The sequence below is a fragment of the Nitrosospira multiformis genome, from assembly GCF_900103165.1.
GTDB lineage: Bacteria > Pseudomonadota > Gammaproteobacteria > Burkholderiales > Nitrosomonadaceae > Nitrosospira > Nitrosospira multiformis_D.
This window is the reverse complement of sequence record NZ_FNKY01000001.1, coordinates 22424-39323: the sequence shown is the minus strand read 5'-3', so window position 1 is coordinate 39323 and position 16900 is coordinate 22424. Positions and strand designations below refer to the sequence as shown.

15 protein-coding genes and 1 tRNA gene are annotated in these 16900 nt (G+C 51.7%); 14 read left to right on the top strand and 2 right to left on the bottom strand.

Features of this window, described 5'->3' with window-relative positions; translation table 11 throughout:
- Positions 1-117: 117 nt before the first annotated feature.
- On the top strand, positions 118-1323 hold the full coding sequence (bamB, locus tag BLR00_RS00165) for an outer membrane protein assembly factor BamB (protein WP_074630258.1): 1206 nt from the start codon (positions 118-120) through the stop codon (positions 1321-1323).
- Positions 1324-1434: 111 nt separating this feature from the next.
- Positions 1435-2835 carry a ribosome biogenesis GTPase Der gene (der, locus tag BLR00_RS00160; protein WP_074630257.1) on the top strand — a complete coding sequence of 467 codons (1401 nt, stop codon included), beginning with the start codon at positions 1435-1437 and terminating at the stop codon, positions 2833-2835.
- A gap of 92 nt (positions 2836-2927) precedes the next feature.
- Here der and apaG read toward each other — a convergent pair whose 3' ends face one another.
- Positions 2928-3311 (bottom strand): Co2+/Mg2+ efflux protein ApaG, encoded by a 384-nt coding sequence (gene apaG, locus BLR00_RS00155; protein ID WP_074630256.1) that lies wholly within the window; start codon positions 3309-3311, stop codon positions 2928-2930.
- Positions 3312-3474: 163 nt separating this feature from the next.
- On the opposite strand from apaG, the gene rpe reads away from it, so the two are divergent.
- The 7 genes from rpe to BLR00_RS00120 all read left to right on the top strand — a co-directional run bounded on the left by rpe (position 3475) and on the right by BLR00_RS00120 (position 10572).
- On the top strand, positions 3475-4158 hold the full coding sequence (gene rpe / locus BLR00_RS00150) for a ribulose-phosphate 3-epimerase (RefSeq protein ID WP_074634044.1): 684 nt from the start codon (positions 3475-3477) through the stop codon (positions 4156-4158).
- Positions 4159-4253: 95 nt separating this feature from the next.
- Positions 4254-4982, top strand: coding sequence for a phosphoglycolate phosphatase (locus BLR00_RS00145; protein WP_371130362.1), 729 nt, complete (start codon positions 4254-4256; stop codon positions 4980-4982).
- 134 nt (positions 4983-5116) lie between these two features.
- Positions 5117-6607, top strand: a complete 1491-nt coding sequence (gene trpE / locus BLR00_RS00140; RefSeq protein ID WP_074630255.1) for an anthranilate synthase component I — start codon at positions 5117-5119, stop codon at positions 6605-6607.
- Between the two features lie 476 nt (positions 6608-7083).
- On the top strand, positions 7084-7890 hold the full coding sequence (locus BLR00_RS00135) for a glycosyltransferase family 2 protein (protein WP_074630254.1): 807 nt from the start codon (positions 7084-7086) through the stop codon (positions 7888-7890).
- Positions 7887-8855, top strand: coding sequence for an NAD(P)-dependent oxidoreductase (locus BLR00_RS00130; protein ID WP_074630253.1), 969 nt, complete (start codon positions 7887-7889; stop codon positions 8853-8855). Before BLR00_RS00135 ends, BLR00_RS00130 begins: the two co-directional genes overlap by 4 nt.
- 2 nt (positions 8856-8857) lie before the next feature.
- Positions 8858-9664 carry an aldolase/citrate lyase family protein gene (locus BLR00_RS00125; protein ID WP_074630252.1) on the top strand — a complete coding sequence of 269 codons (807 nt, stop codon included), beginning with the start codon at positions 8858-8860 and terminating at the stop codon, positions 9662-9664.
- Positions 9665-9816: 152 nt separating this feature from the next.
- Positions 9817-10572 carry a glycosyltransferase gene (locus BLR00_RS00120; RefSeq protein WP_074630251.1) on the top strand — a complete coding sequence of 252 codons (756 nt, stop codon included), beginning with the start codon at positions 9817-9819 and terminating at the stop codon, positions 10570-10572.
- A gap of 85 nt (positions 10573-10657) precedes the next feature.
- On the opposite strand, the gene dacB is transcribed toward BLR00_RS00120, so the two are convergent.
- On the bottom strand, positions 10658-12247 hold the full coding sequence (dacB, locus tag BLR00_RS00115; RefSeq protein WP_256324010.1) for a D-alanyl-D-alanine carboxypeptidase/D-alanyl-D-alanine endopeptidase: 1590 nt from the start codon (positions 12245-12247) through the stop codon (positions 10658-10660).
- Between the two features lie 382 nt (positions 12248-12629).
- On the opposite strand from dacB, the gene groES reads away from it, so the two are divergent.
- From groES to BLR00_RS00090, 5 genes are all read left to right on the top strand, one after another.
- Positions 12630-12920, top strand: a complete 291-nt coding sequence (groES, locus tag BLR00_RS00110; RefSeq protein WP_074630250.1) for a co-chaperone GroES — start codon at positions 12630-12632, stop codon at positions 12918-12920.
- Positions 12921-12956: 36 nt separating this feature from the next.
- Entirely contained in the window at positions 12957-14615 is a 1659-nt protein-coding gene (groL, locus tag BLR00_RS00105; RefSeq protein ID WP_074630249.1) for a chaperonin GroEL, read from the top strand.
- 380 nt (positions 14616-14995) lie between these two features.
- A complete protein-coding gene (gene hpnD, locus BLR00_RS00100) occupies positions 14996-15841 on the top strand; it encodes a presqualene diphosphate synthase HpnD (protein WP_074630248.1) in 846 nt (281 codons plus the stop codon).
- Positions 15842-15889: 48 nt separating this feature from the next.
- Entirely contained in the window at positions 15890-16636 is a 747-nt protein-coding gene (locus tag BLR00_RS00095; protein ID WP_074630247.1) for a YciK family oxidoreductase, read from the top strand.
- Positions 16637-16697: 61 nt separating this feature from the next.
- Positions 16698-16782 (top strand) — tRNA-Leu (locus BLR00_RS00090).
- The last annotated feature ends 118 nt before the right edge of the window (positions 16783-16900 follow it).

Below are 16900 nucleotides of genomic sequence, written 5' to 3'. Positions count from 1 at the left end.
TCCTGAATCCGGTGGTTAATCGCTCATTCCCTTGTTTAACGTCATGACCCATAATGAATTTTTGCACCATTTGATCTTCACCTTTCTGGTGAGTTCGCTACAACTGCCGGATTTAAGATGATTCGACGGCATATCCTGCTGCTGGTGCCGCTGTTGGCATTTTCCGGATGTGTGAGTCTCATTGATATGGCGCGCGACATTGCGCGTGACTTGGCGGATATCGATGTGGCGGGTATCAGCGGCGGGCTCCTTGGAGGCGAGACCTTTGAGATGAGCCCGGAACAGGCTGCCCAATTAAAGACAATTCCGGGAGCGCGCCCATTGTGGCAGAACGGCATTGAGGAAAGTAAGGCGCTGGGATTTATGCCGGTATACGAGAATGGCGCCGTTTATGCCGCCAGTATGGATGGGTTCCTGGTGCGTTTTGATCCTGTTACGGGCAAACAAGCGGGAAATGTCAATACCAGGCATAAATTGTCGGGTGGCGTGGGTGCGGGTGACGGAATGTTACTGGTTGGGACCCTCAAAGGCGAGGTTCTGACATATGGCAGCAAAGATGGTAAAGCCCTGTGGACGGCCCAAGTATCCACCGAAGTGTTAAGTCCGCCGCGAGCGGATAGCGGCACAGTAGTGGTGCGCACTGGAGATGGCCGTATTTTCAGTCTGGATGCCGGCAGCGGTAAACGTAAGTGGATATACCAGGGCGCAACGCCATCCCTGACGGTTCGGAGCTATGCCGGTGTACTGATCTCGCAAGGGATGGTATTCGCCGGATTCGCGGGCGGAAAACTGGTGGCGATAAATCTGGCAAACGGCGCGGTAACGTGGGAGGCGGTGGTATCGCGGCCACGGGGTGCGACAGAACTGGAGCGGATGACGGATGTCACCAGCCTGCCAGTGGCTGACGAACAGCAGATATGCGCTGTCGCTTATCAGGGACGCGTTGCCTGTTTTGAGATCGCTAATGGTACTCAGATTTGGGCGCGAGACGCGTCGAGCAGCGCGGGTCTCGCCATGAATGATCATTACATCTACGTGAGCGACGTTCAAGGCGCGGTGGTAGCTTACAATAAAAAGGATGGCACCAGTATCTGGAAACAGGATATGCTCAAGGGCGTCCAATTATCTCCCCCGCTCATTCGGGATGAGCATGTGGTGGTGGGGGATTCTCTAGGCTATGTAAATCTCATCAGGAATGACACCGGTAGTATTGTCGCTCGATCCGCCACTGACGGGAGCGCCATCGTTGCCCGTCCCGTATCTCTGCCTAATGGTTTCGTGGTGCAGACCATGAAAGGCGGGCTTTATGCTTTCGGTATGTAACCGGTCTCGTTGGGCTCCTTCATTTTGGGCTCGTTTGTTTATTTTGGAATACGCTCACCGTTATCCTTCCGAGCAGAAGGATGGATGGTCTTCGCATAAGAACCGGAAGTCATGAAACCCACCCTAGTACTGGTCGGGCGGCCCAATGTCGGCAAATCAACGCTTTTTAATCGCCTGACCCGCAGCCGTGACGCCATTGTGGCGGATATTCCGGGGTTGACGCGGGATCGCCATTACGGCCATGGCAGGCTGGGCGATAAGCCCTACCTGGTAGTCGACACCGGTGGCTTTGAGCCGATGGTGAAGGAAGGCATTTTGCATGAGATGGCCAAGCAGACTCGACAAGCGGTGGATGAAGCGGATAGGGTGCTGTTTATCGTCGATGGCAGAACCGGTTTGGCGCCGCATGATAAGGTAATTGCGGAGCAACTGCGTAAAACGGGACGCGAAATCATACTGGTGGTGAATAAAGCCGAAGGCATGGCGTCATCCGTTGTCACCGCCGAATTTCACGAACTGGGTCTGGGGGAACCCTGTGCGATCTCCGCCGCGCACGGCGACAATGTGAACGAGCTGGTGGAACTGGCGTTAGCGGATTTTCCACTGCCGCAAGAAGAAGAAAAAGAGGACAGGCACCCAAAAATTGCTATTGTGGGGCGTCCCAACGTTGGCAAATCCACGCTGGTGAATACGCTGCTGGGCGAGGAACGCGTCATTGCGTTTGATCAGCCAGGTACCACCCGCGACAGTATCTATATTGACTTTCACCGCAACGGACGTCCGTATACGTTGATCGACACCGCCGGTTTGCGCCGTCGCGGCAAGGTATTTGAGACCGTGGAAAAATTCTCGGTGGTCAAGACCTTGCAGTCGGTGGAAGATGCCAATGTGGTGGTGCTGGTGTTGGACGCGGGAAACGAAATTTCCGACCAGGATGCACACATCGCCGGGTTCATCCTGGAAACGGGGCGCGCGCTGGTGGTGGCCGTTAACAAATGGGACGGTCTGGACAATTATCAGCGCGATACCATCAAGAACGATATTGCCCGGAAACTCGCTTTTTTACTGAATTTCGCTAAACTCCACTATATCTCGGCATTGCGAGGCAGCGGCATGAAAGGACTGCTCCCATCGATTGATGCGGCTTATGCGGCCGCGATGGCAAATCTATCTACCCCCAAACTTACCCGCGCCCTGTTGGCGGCAGTCGAGAAGCAGCAGCCACCGCGCGCCGGCTTATCACGTCCCAAGCTTCGTTATGCCCATCAGGGCGGCTCCAACCCGCCATTGATTGTGATCCATGGCAGTGCCCTCGATAAGGTTCCCGAAACTTATCAGCGCTATCTTGAAAACACTTTTCGCGAAACCTTTCGGCTGGAAGGTACACCGTTGCGGGTTGTATTCAGGTCGGGTCGAAATCCCTACGCTGAAAAAAGTCCGGCACCCCTCAGCGAAGCGGAAGCAAAACGTGCTCACCGCCGCCGTATGGTTGGCCGGAAAAAATATGGTTAGGGCCTGTTAACAGGCCCTAATTAAACCTAACCGAATGTTTCAATTCCTGATCTTGCCAGCGTCGCGTTCGCGGCAAACATGCGGCGAACCCCTTAATGCAATACCCTTGGTACACTCAAGATGAATTCAGGAATGGTTGCATCAAAGCGCAGACCGTCTTCAGCCACCATTTGATAGCTGCCTTTCATCGACCCAACCGGCGTGGAAATGGCGGTACCACTTGTATACTCGAAACTGTCGCCGGGTTTTAGGAGCGGCTGCTCGCCAACCACTCCCAGTCCCCGTACCTCCTGCACGCCGCCCGTTCCATCTGCAATAATCCAGTGGCGGCTGATGAGCTGCGCCGCGACCGTGCCGGTATTGGCAAGCATAATGGTATACGCGAAAACGTAACGGTCGAGCGCTTCGTCCGATTGTTCCGGGAGGTAGGTAGTGTGAACCGTTACAATAATCTCATATTTTTTACTTTCAGCCATCCCCGCATTGCACACTATTTTTTGAGTCACGGCAAGGGTGGTGGCTACAAAATATGGTACTGCGTGATAAAAATGACAGAATGATGGCTTACAGGATGAAGCTGTTAGCGCGAAACAGCTATTTGCGGTTAAAATGGTGTTTTTTGATTATAAGGAAGCCTTCATGGCTAATTATCGCATTGCTCCGAGCATTCTTTCCGCAAATTTTGCCAAGCTGGGCGAGGAAATCACCGCCGTTATCGATTCAGGTGCGGATATCATCCATTTTGATGTGATGGATAATCACTACGTGCCTAATCTCACCATTGGCCCGCTCGTGTGTGAAGCAATCCGTCCCCTGACCCAGGCGATTATTGATGTGCATCTGATGGTTGAGCCGGTTGACCGCATTGTTCCGGACTTTGCCAAGGCTGGCGCCAATATTATTTCCTTTCACCCGGAAGCGTCCAGGCATATCGACCGCACCATCGGGCTCATCAAGGAACAGGGCTGCAAAGCAGGGTTGGTATTCAATCCCGCGACGCCTTTATATTATCTTGATCATGTGCTGGATAAACTGGATCTGGTGCTGATCATGTCGGTAAACCCCGGTTTCGGTGGGCAGAAATTCATCCCTGAAGCACTGGAAAAATTAAAAGCGGTGCGCAAACGCATTGATGCAACCGGCAAAGACATCATGCTGGAGATTGATGGCGGCGTAAAGGTGGATAACATCGCCGAGATTGCCCGCGCCGGGGCCGACACTTTCGTGGCGGGTTCCGCCATTTATGGCGCAGGCAAGGACAGCGATCCGCACCGCTATGATACGGTAGTCGCAGCGTTGCGGGCCGAGCTGGCGAAAGCTTGATTTCAGTCCCGAAACAACAGGGCGCCTCGGAGAATCCAGATTTGCGAGTGCGTCGTAAGCTACGGAACTTTACTTGACTGTCAGGAATATACTACGTGAACAAAAGCGCTTCGCGGCTCGCAGATACCTCTGCGGCAGACATCGAATTTCCCCTGTTGATCAAGGCTGTAATGATCGATCTGGATGGTACGCTTCTCGATACGGCGGGCGATCTTGCCGCGGCGGCCAATATGATGCTTCGGGAACTGGGCAGGGCCGAACTACCGCTGGAGACCATTCAATCCTATATCGGCAAGGGCATACAGAAGTTGGTGAAGCGTTCGCTGACCGGCAGTCTCGATGATGAGCCCGATGCTGAATTATTCGACAAAGCGATGCCGATCTACGAGCGCGATTACGCGAAAACGCTGTGCGTTAATACACGGCCCTATCCAGGCGTAATAGAGGGATTGAACGCCCTGCGGGAAGCGAATTTTCGTCTGGCCTGCGTCACCAACAAGGCTGAGGCGTTCACCTTGCCGCTGCTCCGCGCCACTGGCCTGTTCGATTATTTTGATATCGTCCTGTCAGGCGACAGCCTCCCGAAAAAGAAACCTGACCCGATGCCCCTGCTGCATGCTTGTACACATTTCGACATCCTCCCCCATGAAATGCTGCTGATTGGCGACTCCCTCAATGACGCCGAAGCGGCACGTGCAGCGGGCTGCCATGTCTTTTGCGTACCCTATGGCTACAATGAGGGGCGCGATGTGCGCGAACTGGATTGCGACGCCATCGTTACGTCCGTATACGATGCTACAAAATTAATTCAGAAATTGTCATGATTCGCGAAAACACCGGAATCGAGGAATACGCGATCAAGGCCTGGCGTCCCTGGCGCCCTGGCCTTGATTGCTGGCGTGCCTAGCATTCACACGCCACGCTATTTCTGCCCTTCCTGTTTTTGTGGGATCAAATCATGACTGAAACTGAATTCAATGACCTTGTCGCGCAAGGCTACAACCGTATCCCGGTGGTGCTGGAAACATTCGCTGATCTGGATACGCCTCTGTCGGTTTATCTAAAGCTTGCCAACCGGCCTTACTCCTATTTACTGGAGTCGGTGCAGGGTGGCGAGCGCTTCGGACGCTATTCTTTTATTGGTTTGCCTGCCCGGACTCGGATAGAGGCGCGAGGCAACCGTGTCAGAATCATCAATGGTGCGGGATCGCAGGAAGTTGAGGCAGGAGATCCGCTGGCTTTCGTGGAGTCCTATCTGTCGCGCTTCAAGGCAGCGCCATACCCCGGTTTGCCCCGTTTCTGCGGCGGTCTCGTAGGCTATTTTGCCTACGATGCCGTACGATATATCGAGTATAAACTTGCAGGTCATGCCCGCCCGGATACGCTCAATACACCCGATATGCTGCTATTGCTGTCTGAAGAGCTGGCGGTGGTGGATAATCTTTCCGGCAAACTCTATCTCATCGTGTATGCAGCCCTTGGCGACACGGGTTCAATGGAAGCAGCGGAAGCGTATAAAGTCGCAAAAAAACGCCTGAAGGAGCTGCTTGCCAATCTCCGTAAACCGGTGGAAATCCCGCTTGAAGTGCCGAGCAAGCCCGCCGAGGCTGTCTCGGAATTCAATGAAGCAGATTTCATTGAAGCGGTGGAGCGCGCCAAGCGCTATATTTTTGATGGCGACATCATGCAGGTGGTTTTGTCGCAGCGCACCAGCAAGCCTTATGGGGCCTCGCCGCTGGCGCTTTATCGCGCGCTGCGCAGTCTCAATCCTTCGCCATACATGTTTTATTATCACTTTGGCGAGTTTCACGTGGTTGGGGCATCACCCGAAATCCTGGTACGCCTGGAAGGCGGCACCGTGACCGTACGTCCAATCGCCGGTACCCGTCCGCGCGGCAAAACCATCCAGGAAGATTCCGCGCTGGCGGCCGATCTGCTGGACGACCCGAAAGAACGTGCGGAACATTTAATGCTGATGGACCTCGGGCGCAACGATGTCGGCCGCGTCGCGCAGACCGGGACAGTTAAAGTCACGGAAAACATGCAAATCGAGCATTACTCCCACGTTATGCACATTGTTTCCAATGTGGATGGCAAGCTCAAGCCAGGCCTGAATGCGATGGATGTGCTGCGCGCCACTTTTCCAGCGGGTACCGTGAGCGGTGCGCCCAAAGTGCGGGCGATGGAAATCATTGATGAGCTGGAAGTTTCCAGGCGCGGCATCTACGCAGGCGCGGTAGGCTATCTCGGATTCAATGGCGATATGGATCTGGCTATTGCCATCCGTACCGGCGTCATCAAAGACGGCAAGCTGCACGTGCAGGCGGGTGCGGGCATTGTTGCCGATTCCGTGCCGCAAAGCGAATGGATTGAAACCCAGAACAAAGCCAAGGCACTGCTGCGCGCGGCCGAGATTGCGGAAGGTGGATTGGACAGCAAGATCGAGTAGAGAGTGATTCGATAGGTGCCTCCTCGTTTCCCATGCAATCACTGACGTTTGGAGAGCCCATGCTAGCCCAGAAGGGTTTGTGCAATGCCCTGAACCCAAATAAATCTTGTTCATGGTTTCATCGCTGAGAACACGCATAAATTCTAGAATGACAGCCCCAACATTGGCAGCGAGAAAACCGGCGACATGTTGGTGCAACTTCCCGAACTGCCGGAAGGTTGGCAGGAATTCTATATTAAATCCGTAGCTTGCATGTGAACTGATTTCGTTAGGCTAAAAAAATTTAGCATTGCCAGCCAGATCGTCGCAAATAGTGTACGAAATAATGTACGGAAAGGCTGTCGCTTTGTTATAGCATATATCATACTTGTAAGGTTTTTCGCATATACATTATTACCCCTTTTAATACAAATCCTCACCCGCACCCAATACCTATGATTATCCATATTTATTCGCTGTGCTGGAATGAGGAAAGAATGCTTCCCTATTACTTTCGGCATTACAATTCAATTGCCGATCGTTTTTTCATTTTTGACGACGCATCCACCGATGCCTCGCTTGAAATACTGACCAAGCACCCGAAGGTGGAACTTGACCGTTTCCATAAGCAAACTGATTCGCTTGTGGGTAGCGCTGCTATGTTTAACGACAATATATGGAAGCGGAGCCGCAAAAAAGCAGACTGGGTGATCATCTGCAGTATGGACGAACACCTATACCACCCTGATCTACTGGGCTATCTCCAACAATGCCGGAAGGCGGGCATCACCGCCATTCCACCAGCCGAAGGTTATCAGATGGTTTCAGATTCTTTCCCGGATTCTGACGAACGTTTATGTGATCTGATCACCCGCGGCATGCGTTTTAAAAAGATGGATAAATTCTGCATATTTAATCCTGATGCAATCGAAGAAACCAATTTCGTTCCAGGTCGACATAAGGCCGATCCGAGTGGCCGAGTGGTGTTCCCCAAAAAAAGGGATCTCAAGCTGCTTCATTACAAATACCTTGGCCTGGATTATCTTATTACACGCTATGCTGAGCTTCGTACGGGTTTGTCTCGCGTCGACCTCGAAAAGCGTTGGGGTCGTCAATACCTGTTGGATCGGGAGAAAATTGAAAAAGAATTCCTTGCCGTGCGTGAGGCTTCTTCTGAAATATCCCTTTCGACAGTGACGTCCAAAGTCAGTCCCATGGGAAATTTTGAATACCAGTTCCGCAAAACCCTGAGAAACTTTAAGGAACGTTGGCGCGCCTTTATGAAATCGCGTAAAACAAAATGAGTAAGATACTGGTGATGTATAGTAACGGCCAGCCTTCTCCGGGACATGTTGAGCGATTGGAAAAAGTGCAGCAAGATGTGTCGGTGGTCGTCGCTGATTCAGAAGAAATGGCTATTCGCCACGCTGCTGATACGGATATCATCCTGGGACATCGATATCTGCGTCAAACACTTCCTTATGTGCAACACCTTAAGTGGGTGCAAAGTACCGCAGCCGGACCGCATCATCTGCTGTCCTCTGATTTGCGCAGAGTGAATCCGATTCTCAGCCGTTGCACGGCCTTTTCAGATGCTATCGCATGGCATGCCTTTACATTGGCTCTGTCCGTCGTGCGGCGAATTCCCGAAGCGGTCAAGGCTCAGCAACAAGGCGTATGGGCTCACTCCCATTTCAACATGCTACCCTTTCCTAAAACCGCCATGGTTTTTGGCGTGGGCCGTATTGGAAGAGAGTTGGCCATGATTCTGCGCAGAAACGGGCTGTCAGTTCTGGGTGTGACGAGGAAGTACTCGCCAGAAGCGAGCGCTGCATGCGATGAATTATTTTGTGACTACAATAGCTGGTTTGAACAATTGCATCGTGCTGACCTTTGTTTTATCACCCTTCCGCTGACCAAATATACCAGCCGTTTTTTTGACGAGACTATCTTGCGTGCACTTCCGAAACATGCCGTCCTTGTCAACATGGGCCGAGGTGGGGTTGTTGACACTGAGGCATTGGTCCGGCTCCTGCAGGAAGGTCATCTGGGGGGCGCTGCCCTCGACGTTGTCGATCCTGTCCCATCTTCTTCGTCCGATCCCGTTTGGACAGCACCACGTTTACTTATTACCCCTAAGGTCGCGGTATTTCATCCTGAACATCAAAAGAAGCTCGAAGCATTCATTGAAAATCAGGTAACAAGATATTTTAATGGCGAAACATTGCTCGATTTAATCACCATAAATGACCTGGCGGAAGGAAACTGAGGATGAGTTACGGAAACGATTTCGTATTAACGCTTTTTACTAATGACATTGAATTGGCCAGGCGGGCTGACGAGGCAGGGATTAACCGTATCGGTCTTGATCTGGAGATGCTGGGTAAAGCGGTACGACAGCAGCATTTGAACACCTGGATTTCTGATCATGAAGAAAATCAGCTGCCAGCGTTAAGGCAGGTTCTCAAAAAGAGCAAGCTTTTCGTGCGGACCAATCCACCACATCCTCGTTTGGATGAAGAAATTGATCGATTCGTTGAGGCGGGTGCAGAAGTAATCATGCTTCCCATGTTTAGGACTACTGAAGATGCTGCCAAATTCATTGAATACATAGACGGTCGAGCAGAGGTTTCGTTACTAGTCGAAACAGCGGCGGCGGCAGTACGTCTTGAGGAAATTGTGCAGCTTAAAGGAATCGACGAGATCCATATTGGATTGAATGACTTGCATCTGGATATCGGGCTGAAGAGTCACTTCGAATTGCTGCGCTCCCAATTTATGAATAACCTGTCAGATATCGTTCATAACGCGGGTATCCCCTTCGGCTTCGGTGGCGTCGGTCGGGTAAAAGATGCCCGCCTGCCCATTCCGTCTGACCTCGTCTATGCGCAGTATGCGCGCCTGCGAGCCGACCGGGCGCTCGTATCCAGAGTCTTTACCTCGCCTGACTATACGCAGCTTGATCTCACCCAGGAAGTGGCGGCTTTTCGCGATCGTATGGATGAGTGGAATGAATGTACGGAACAGGATTGGATTGAGGCGCGGGATCTACTTTGGAGGGCCGCAGAAGCGCTTTAGTCTGGAACAAACTATCGAGAAAAGATTGGGTGCTGAAGTGTAAGGCTGTAAGCCGACTTATTACTCATAGGAAGCGCCTGAAAATGGCTTTATCTGTGTTTAGACAATATTACCTGGGCCAAAGAAATATAACTCGCAAATAAGCACATATTATGAAAATTGGAATAGTCGTTGCCTATCACAACTTTGTGAATAAATTTATTTTGCCTTGTTTAAGTTCCATGCGGGAAAATATTAAGTACGAAAAATTCGTATGCGTATTTGATAACGAATCTAGCCATAAAGACAATGATAAAGTGACAGATTTTTGCAGCATGAATAATGAATTTAGCTATATTAGAATAGATGACCAGATTAAGAATGGCGGGTTGACGGGGGTTTGGAATAAAGGTGTCGATTTATGTATTGAAAATAAATGTGATGTTATTTTCATTATAAATGATGATATTTTAATTAATGAAACCTGGGAGCATTTTGTTTCATCTGTTACAGACGATAATGTTATTTACGGTCCGATAACAAATGAGCCTGGTCACGCCTGGATTAATAAAAAAGGCATTAAAATACAATATGCTTATACCCGGGATGGTAGAGATGAAAATCCCCAAAAAGTGGGTTTTGTTAATGGTTTTTGTTTTGGATGCACATCGAAAACATTTGCAAATAACAGGTGGAATGAAACGTTTTATTTCAATCCATATTTTCCTTTTGGAGGGAATGAAACAGAATTTCAAGTAAGATTATTTAATTTAACACCAGCCACCACTACTCCAAAAAATAAAAAAATTTTAGATTCGTTAGATGCGCATAACCAGGCAATAATAGTACCTAGATGTTATGTTCATCATTCCAAAAATAACGCATGGAGAATAAATGGCGGTAAATATTCAAATGATCAATTCACTTGATCATTGATCATTGGTCAGTGACGGTTTGAGCTCGAGTGCTCCGTAAGCTTCCCCATTAGCTTCCCTATTTAAGACATTAGCCCTATCACGGTCTTTCGTAAGTCCAATGCAGCAACGCGTCCATCGCTGGCTGCGCAATTCCCGATTTTGGATGATTGATAAAGAAAACCACGGCCACGCGCCTGCCGGATTTATCGAGCACATAACCCGCCATGGTTCTCACACCGTCCAGCAAGCCGGTCTTGATATGGGCCTGGCCCGCGGTGGCGCTGTCGTTCAGCCGCTTCTTCATGGTCCCATCCACCGCCGCGATCGGCAGAGAGGAAATGAATTCAGGCATGACCGGGCTCTGGAATGCCGCCAGCAAAAGTGCTCCCAGGTGACCGGTACTAATGCGTTCGTTGCGTGATAGCCCCGAGCCGTTTTCGATGACAAGCTCCGGGAAACTGAGCCGTTTGGACGCGAGCCACCGCCGGAGGGCCATCTCCGATTTGGCCAGCGTTGCGGGAGGTTTATCATAAGCACCCGCCATATCAGGGATTGTGTTGCCGACTCCACCGGCAGGCACCCTTGGCGGTAACCCGGCAGCCGGATCCGCAGTCAGCCCGGTAACCAGTTTTGCGGTCAGCGCACTAGTCAGTCCCAACGCAAGGTATAGTTGTCGCGCCGCAGTATTGTTACTGAATTTGTTGATGTCGCGCACGATGTCCGCGAGCGGGGGGGATTGATGGGTTTCCAGCGGCGTCATTCCTTCCGGAGTTATGCCGGTGCGTACGTTACCGCGAAATATCCCCCCTTGTTCTTCCCATAATTGCCTGAACAGGCCGAAGATGTAATCGGCCGTATCATGCACGCTGAGATACAGGGTCTTTTCGCCACAGTTAGTGGAATAGCTGCCGTTGAGGGCGATTGATACGCGGACATTGCCGTTGATGGTGGTGCGAATATCGGCGTCAAGCGCATCGCGCCATTCGTTGCAGGGGCCATTGGTAAGCTTCAGACTGTTCTTGAGTTCCAGTGATGGCAGGGATGGATCGACTACGATGCGAACGGTCTTGCTTCCGGGTTGCGGGATCAGGCGCAGCGCCAGGGTCCGGTAGTTCACCAGCAGCGCTTCGGGAAGCACGTTGTATGCACGGTGGGGCTTGCCGTCGAAGGCGGCCGGATTGCCGCTGGGCAAATCGAAATGGCTGCTATCCAGTACCAGATCACCGGTAATTTCATGTAACCCGGTCTGACGCAGGCGTCGCGTAAGCAGCCAGAAATTTTCCAGATTCAGCTTGGGATCGCCGTAACCCTTGATTACCAGGTTTCCCCGTAGCGTGCCACCTTCCAGCGTGCCGTCGGCATACAGCTCGGTTTTCCAGGTATAAGCCGGTCCCAGCAGTTCCAGTCCGGCAAAAGTCGTGACCAGCTTCATTACCGACGCGGGATTCATCGGCGTGCCGGTGTTGACGGCAAGCAATGGCTTGGTTGCGCCGATTTCTTGAACGTAAATACCCACTGCGGATTGTGGAATACCTGCCTGCTTGAGTGCCTGGCTGACAGGGACCGGTATGTTGTATGAAAACGCGGGGAGCGGTGCGGCGGCAAGCACAGCACACAGAACAATTGCTATTCTGAAGTGAGCCATGCTTCCGGTGTAACCGTTGTAATGAGTTTCGGTATCCGCCATTAATTTTTAGAATGAATCAAGCGTCTGGCAAAGTCCCGCTGCCAGCAAATCCATTTCCTGCTCACTATGTACAGAACGAATGGTGTCGAGATAGCATCTGTCTTCGAAATCATGAAGCCAAATACCTCTGCATCGATCAATAGGAACGAGTGATGCCTCATGCTGTTTTATCTGGGTGCAGGGGTGCCAGACCGACTTTAAGTGGTGTTTCAGTAAGTATTTGTGGCTCATCCACTTGAAACTCCCGGCCATAAGCCCTATTATTAGCACTCGTTGGCAGTGAGTGCTAACAGGTTTTTGTGGTAAGTCCGGAAGTCTGAACACAAAAATATCAGTTTTCCCATAGATTTCATCGTATTAATCCAAAACAGGAGAAAGAAACATGCAAATTCGTCCGTTACACGACCGCGTTATTGTCAAGCGGCTGGAAGAAGAACGCAAGACCGCATCCGGTATTGTCATCCCTGACAGCGCGGCGGAAAAGCCTGATCAAGGCGAAATCATTGCTGTAGGCAACGGCAAGGTTGGCGACGATGGCAAGGTCCGTCCGCTGGATGTTAAGGTTGGCGACAAGGTGCTATTTGGTAAATACTCCGGGCAGACGGTTAAGGTCATGGGAGAAGAACTCCTGGTGATGCGCGAAGAGGACATCATGGGTGTCGTCGAAGGTTAATTTACAATATTTTCTGGAAATTAGGAGAAAGAGATTATGGCAGCGAAAGAAGTGAAATTTGGCGATTCAGCCCGCCACAAAATGGTGGCCGGCGTCAACATTCTGGCCGATGCGGTTAAAGTTACCCTTGGGCCTAAAGGCCGCAATGTGGTGCTGGAGCGCTCCTATGGCGCGCCCACCATTACCAAGGATGGTGTTTCGGTAGCGAAAGAAATTGAACTGAAGGACAAGTTCGAGAATATGGGCGCGCAAATGGTGAAGGAAGTGGCCAGCAAGACGTCTGATGTCGCGGGCGACGGCACCACCACTGCCACTGTTCTGGCACAGTCCATCGTCAAGGAAGGCATGAAGTATGTCGCCGCCGGGATGAACCCCATGGACCTGAAGCGTGGCATTGATAAAGCCGTTGTCGCAACGGTTGAAGAACTCAAAAAGCTTTCCAAGCCCTGTACCACCGGCAAGGAAATCGCGCAGGTAGGAAGTATTTCCGCCAATTCAGATCCGGAAATTGGCAAGATCATTGCCGATGCGATGGAAAAAGTGGGTAAGGAAGGCGTCATTACAGTGGAAGATGGCTCCGGTTTGCAAAATGAGCTGGAAGTCGTCGAAGGTATGCAGTTCGATCGTGGTTATCTTTCACCGTATTTCATCAACAATCCCGACAGACAGATCGCATTGCTGGAAAATCCCTTCGTCTTGCTGCACGACAAGAAAATTTCCAATATTCGCGAATTGCTGCCGGTCCTGGAACTGGTGGCCAAAGCCGGTAAGCCACTGCTGATCATCGCTGAAGACGTGGATGGCGAGGCTCTTGCGACCCTGGTGGTGAATAATATCCGTGGCATCCTGAAAACCTGCGCAGTCAAGGCGCCTGGCTTCGGTGATCGCCGTAAAGCCATGCTTGAAGACATCGCCATTCTCACGGGCGGCACAGTGATTGCCGAAGAAGTGGGTTTGTCGCTGGAGAAAGCAACCCTCAAGGAGTTGGGACAAGCCAAGCGCATTGAAGTTGGCAAGGAAGAAACCACCGTCATTGATGGCGCTGGAGATGCCGCAAACATCGAAAGCCGTGTCAAGCAGGTTCGCAATCAAATCGAAGAAGCTTCCAGCGACTACGACAAGGAAAAATTGCAGGAGCGTGTGGCCAAGCTGGCTGGCGGAGTAGCGCTGATCAAGGTCGGTGCAGCCACCGAAGTGGAAATGAAAGAGAAGAAAGCGCGTGTGGAAGACGCGCTGCACGCCACTCGCGCCGCAGTGGAAGAGGGTATTGTTCCCGGGGGTGGTGTGGCATTGTTGCGCACCCGGGCCGCGGTAGCCAACCTCAAAGGCGACAACCATGATCAGGATGCAGGGATCAAGATCGTTCTGCGGGCACTGGAAGAGCCGTTACGCCAGATTGTTGCCAATTGCGGTGATGAGCCTTCGGTAGTCATCAACAAGGTATTGGAAGGCAAGGGTAATTTCGGTTACAACGCCGCCACCAGCGAGTATGGCGACATGGTGGAAATGGGCGTTCTGGATCCTACCAAGGTTACGCGCTATGCCCTGCAGCACGCCGCTTCTGTGGCGAGCTTGATGCTTACCACTGACGCTCTGGTGGCAGAATCGCCGAAGGAAGAATCCGGCGGAGGCGGTGGTATGGGTGGCATGGGCGGCATGGGTGGCATGGGCGGCATGGGCGGCATGGATATGTAGCATTTTGCCGTACCGGTCTTATTGGAAATGAAGCACAATAAAAAACCCCGCTACGGTGGGGTTTTTTATTATTACGACCCACATAAGCTACTGTAAGCCGAGATTCATTTTGAGGTGCACGATATGTGCTACATCCCTTTATAATCCTAAATCCGTCTTTTAGCGCGCTCATCAAAAAGATGAAGATCAGGCAGCGTAGAAATTGATGGAAAATTTAATTGACAGATGAGAGCGGTCAACCGCTGAATTTAGGATAATGCTCCATTAAATAAAAGCTCGTTTCTTTGTTCATGTGAAAGTGCCAGGCCACTCACTAAAGTCATGGCGGACACTCATAAATTGCAGGGCGGTAGCGGCCAAATGTTTTTTCATAATAAATTATGACCCCAGATCAGTATTGCCAGGAAAAAGCGATTCAGAGCGGTTCCAGTTTTTATTACAGCTTTCTCTATCTGCCATCGGAAAAACGCCGCGCCATTACCGCCCTATATGCTTTCTGCCGTGAGGTGGACGATGTGGTGGATGAGTGCACCGATGCGTCGGTAGCGCGAACGAAACTTGCGTGGTGGCGGCAGGAAGTCGCAGCCATATTTGATGCCGGACATGGAAATGAGCCTAGTCACCCGGTGGCTAAAGCGCTGGTTAACGTGTCAAAAACATTCAATCTCACGGCTGAGCGATTGAATGAAATCATTGATGGCATGGAAATGGATCTTAATTATAATCGCTATGCTGATTTCGAAACCCTGAGGCTTTACTGCTACCATGTGGCAAGCGTGGTGGGATTATGTTCAGCGGAGATTTTTGGCTATCGCAATCCTGACACCCTGAAGTATGCGCAGGATCTGGGACTCGCTTTCCAGCTCACCAACATCATACGCGACGTCGGCGAGGACGCACGCCGCGACCGAATCTATCTGCCTCAGGACGAGCTGGTTCGTTTTGGAGTATCCAACGAGGATATCCTCCATTCGCGTGAAACGGACGGTTTCAGGCAGTTGATGGAATTTCAGATTGAACGCGCGGAAAGCTATTACGCGCGGGCCTTCGCTGCTTTGCCTCCGGAGGACCGCAAAAACCAGCGGCCCGGCATTGTCATGGCAGCGATTTATCAAACCCTGCTCAAGGAAATCAAGGAGGACGGTTGTCATATCATGCGGCAGCGCGTCAGTCTTACGCCGATGCGTAAATTATGGATAGCATGGACGACCTGGATCAAGGGATGATTGGCAGCATGTCCTTCTGCTGACCATCGGCCAACTATCGGATTCAGGATGAATAATTTTAAAAACTATCACGCGTCGCCGGATTTGCTCAAGGATCGCGTGATTCTCGTTACCGGCGCAGGCCAGGGCATCGGGCGCATTGCGGCACTCACCTATGCCGCTCACGGTGCCACCGTAATTCTGCATGGGCGCCGGGTTGAGAAACTGGAAAGTGTGTATGATGAAATTGAAACCAGAGGCGGGGTGCAGCCGGCAATCTTTCCGCTCGACCTGGAAAAGGCGGGAGACAAAGATTTTCAAGCGATTGCTCAAGCCATCAAGCTGCAGTTAGGCAGACTGGATGGCATTCTGCACAACGCGGCATTGATATTCAGCCTGACGCCATTAGAGAATCAGACGCTGGAACAATGGCTATCGCTGCTACGCGTCAATCTGATTGCGCCATTTGCACTGACACGCGCCTGCCTGCCGCTGCTGAAAGCTTCGCCGGATGCCAGCATGGTAATGACCTCGGAAATGCATGGCCATGATCCCGCCGCCTATTGGGGCGGATTTGCGGTGGCCAAGGCGGGGCTCGAGGCGCTGGTGAAAATTCAGGCACAGGAATGGGAAATGCTTCCAAACCTGCGCGTCAACGTGATAATCCCGGGGCCGGCGCATACGCCGCAGCGGACGAGGACTCATCCCGGCGAGGTCAAGCAGGATTTGCGTCAACCGGAGGATCTAATGCCAGGGTACCTATATTTGATGGGCCCGGACAGTAAAGGCGTGAGCGGCCAGACCGTATTTTGCTAGATCGTCCCCGTACAGGCTGCCGCTGCAGGGAGAAATAGGTATAATTGGCCCGGAGCGGCGCGCGAAAGTGGCGGAATTGGTAGACGCACCAGATTTAGGTTCTGGCGCCGAAAGGTGTGGGGGTTCGAGTCCCCCCTTTCGCACCAGGGAGTTATAAGCGGTGCGAGTGATGTTGCGCGAGTCGTGTATTGACGGCCACATGACCGTTGGCTGCTATTGCTATTGTCGTGGTAGCGCCGCATGAATGTTATCAACCAGTCGGGA

What these genes read in the sequence shown, in the direction of transcription:
- bamB (WP_074630258.1), top strand. Translation starts at nt 118, where the DNA reads ATGATTCGACGGCATATCCTGCTGCTGGTGCCGCTGTTGGCATTTTCC.
- der (WP_074630257.1), top strand. Translation starts at nt 1,435, where the DNA reads ATGAAACCCACCCTAGTACTGGTCGGGCGGCCCAATGTCGGCAAATCA.
- apaG (WP_074630256.1), bottom strand. Translation starts at nt 3,311, where the DNA reads ATGGCTGAAAGTAAAAAATATGAGATTATTGTAACGGTTCACACTACC.
- rpe (WP_074634044.1), top strand. Translation starts at nt 3,475, where the DNA reads ATGGCTAATTATCGCATTGCTCCGAGCATTCTTTCCGCAAATTTTGCC.
- trpE (WP_074630255.1), top strand. Translation starts at nt 5,117, where the DNA reads ATGACTGAAACTGAATTCAATGACCTTGTCGCGCAAGGCTACAACCGT.
- BLR00_RS00135 (WP_074630254.1), top strand. Translation starts at nt 7,084, where the DNA reads ATGCTTCCCTATTACTTTCGGCATTACAATTCAATTGCCGATCGTTTT.
- BLR00_RS00130 (WP_074630253.1), top strand. Translation starts at nt 7,887, where the DNA reads ATGAGTAAGATACTGGTGATGTATAGTAACGGCCAGCCTTCTCCGGGA.
- BLR00_RS00125 (WP_074630252.1), top strand. Translation starts at nt 8,858, where the DNA reads ATGAGTTACGGAAACGATTTCGTATTAACGCTTTTTACTAATGACATT.
- BLR00_RS00120 (WP_074630251.1), top strand. Translation starts at nt 9,817, where the DNA reads ATGAAAATTGGAATAGTCGTTGCCTATCACAACTTTGTGAATAAATTT.
- dacB (WP_256324010.1), bottom strand. Translation starts at nt 12,247, where the DNA reads ATGGCGGATACCGAAACTCATTACAACGGTTACACCGGAAGCATGGCT.
- groES (WP_074630250.1), top strand. Translation starts at nt 12,630, where the DNA reads ATGCAAATTCGTCCGTTACACGACCGCGTTATTGTCAAGCGGCTGGAA.
- groL (WP_074630249.1), top strand. Translation starts at nt 12,957, where the DNA reads ATGGCAGCGAAAGAAGTGAAATTTGGCGATTCAGCCCGCCACAAAATG.
- hpnD (WP_074630248.1), top strand. Translation starts at nt 14,996, where the DNA reads ATGACCCCAGATCAGTATTGCCAGGAAAAAGCGATTCAGAGCGGTTCC.
- BLR00_RS00095 (WP_074630247.1), top strand. Translation starts at nt 15,890, where the DNA reads ATGAATAATTTTAAAAACTATCACGCGTCGCCGGATTTGCTCAAGGAT.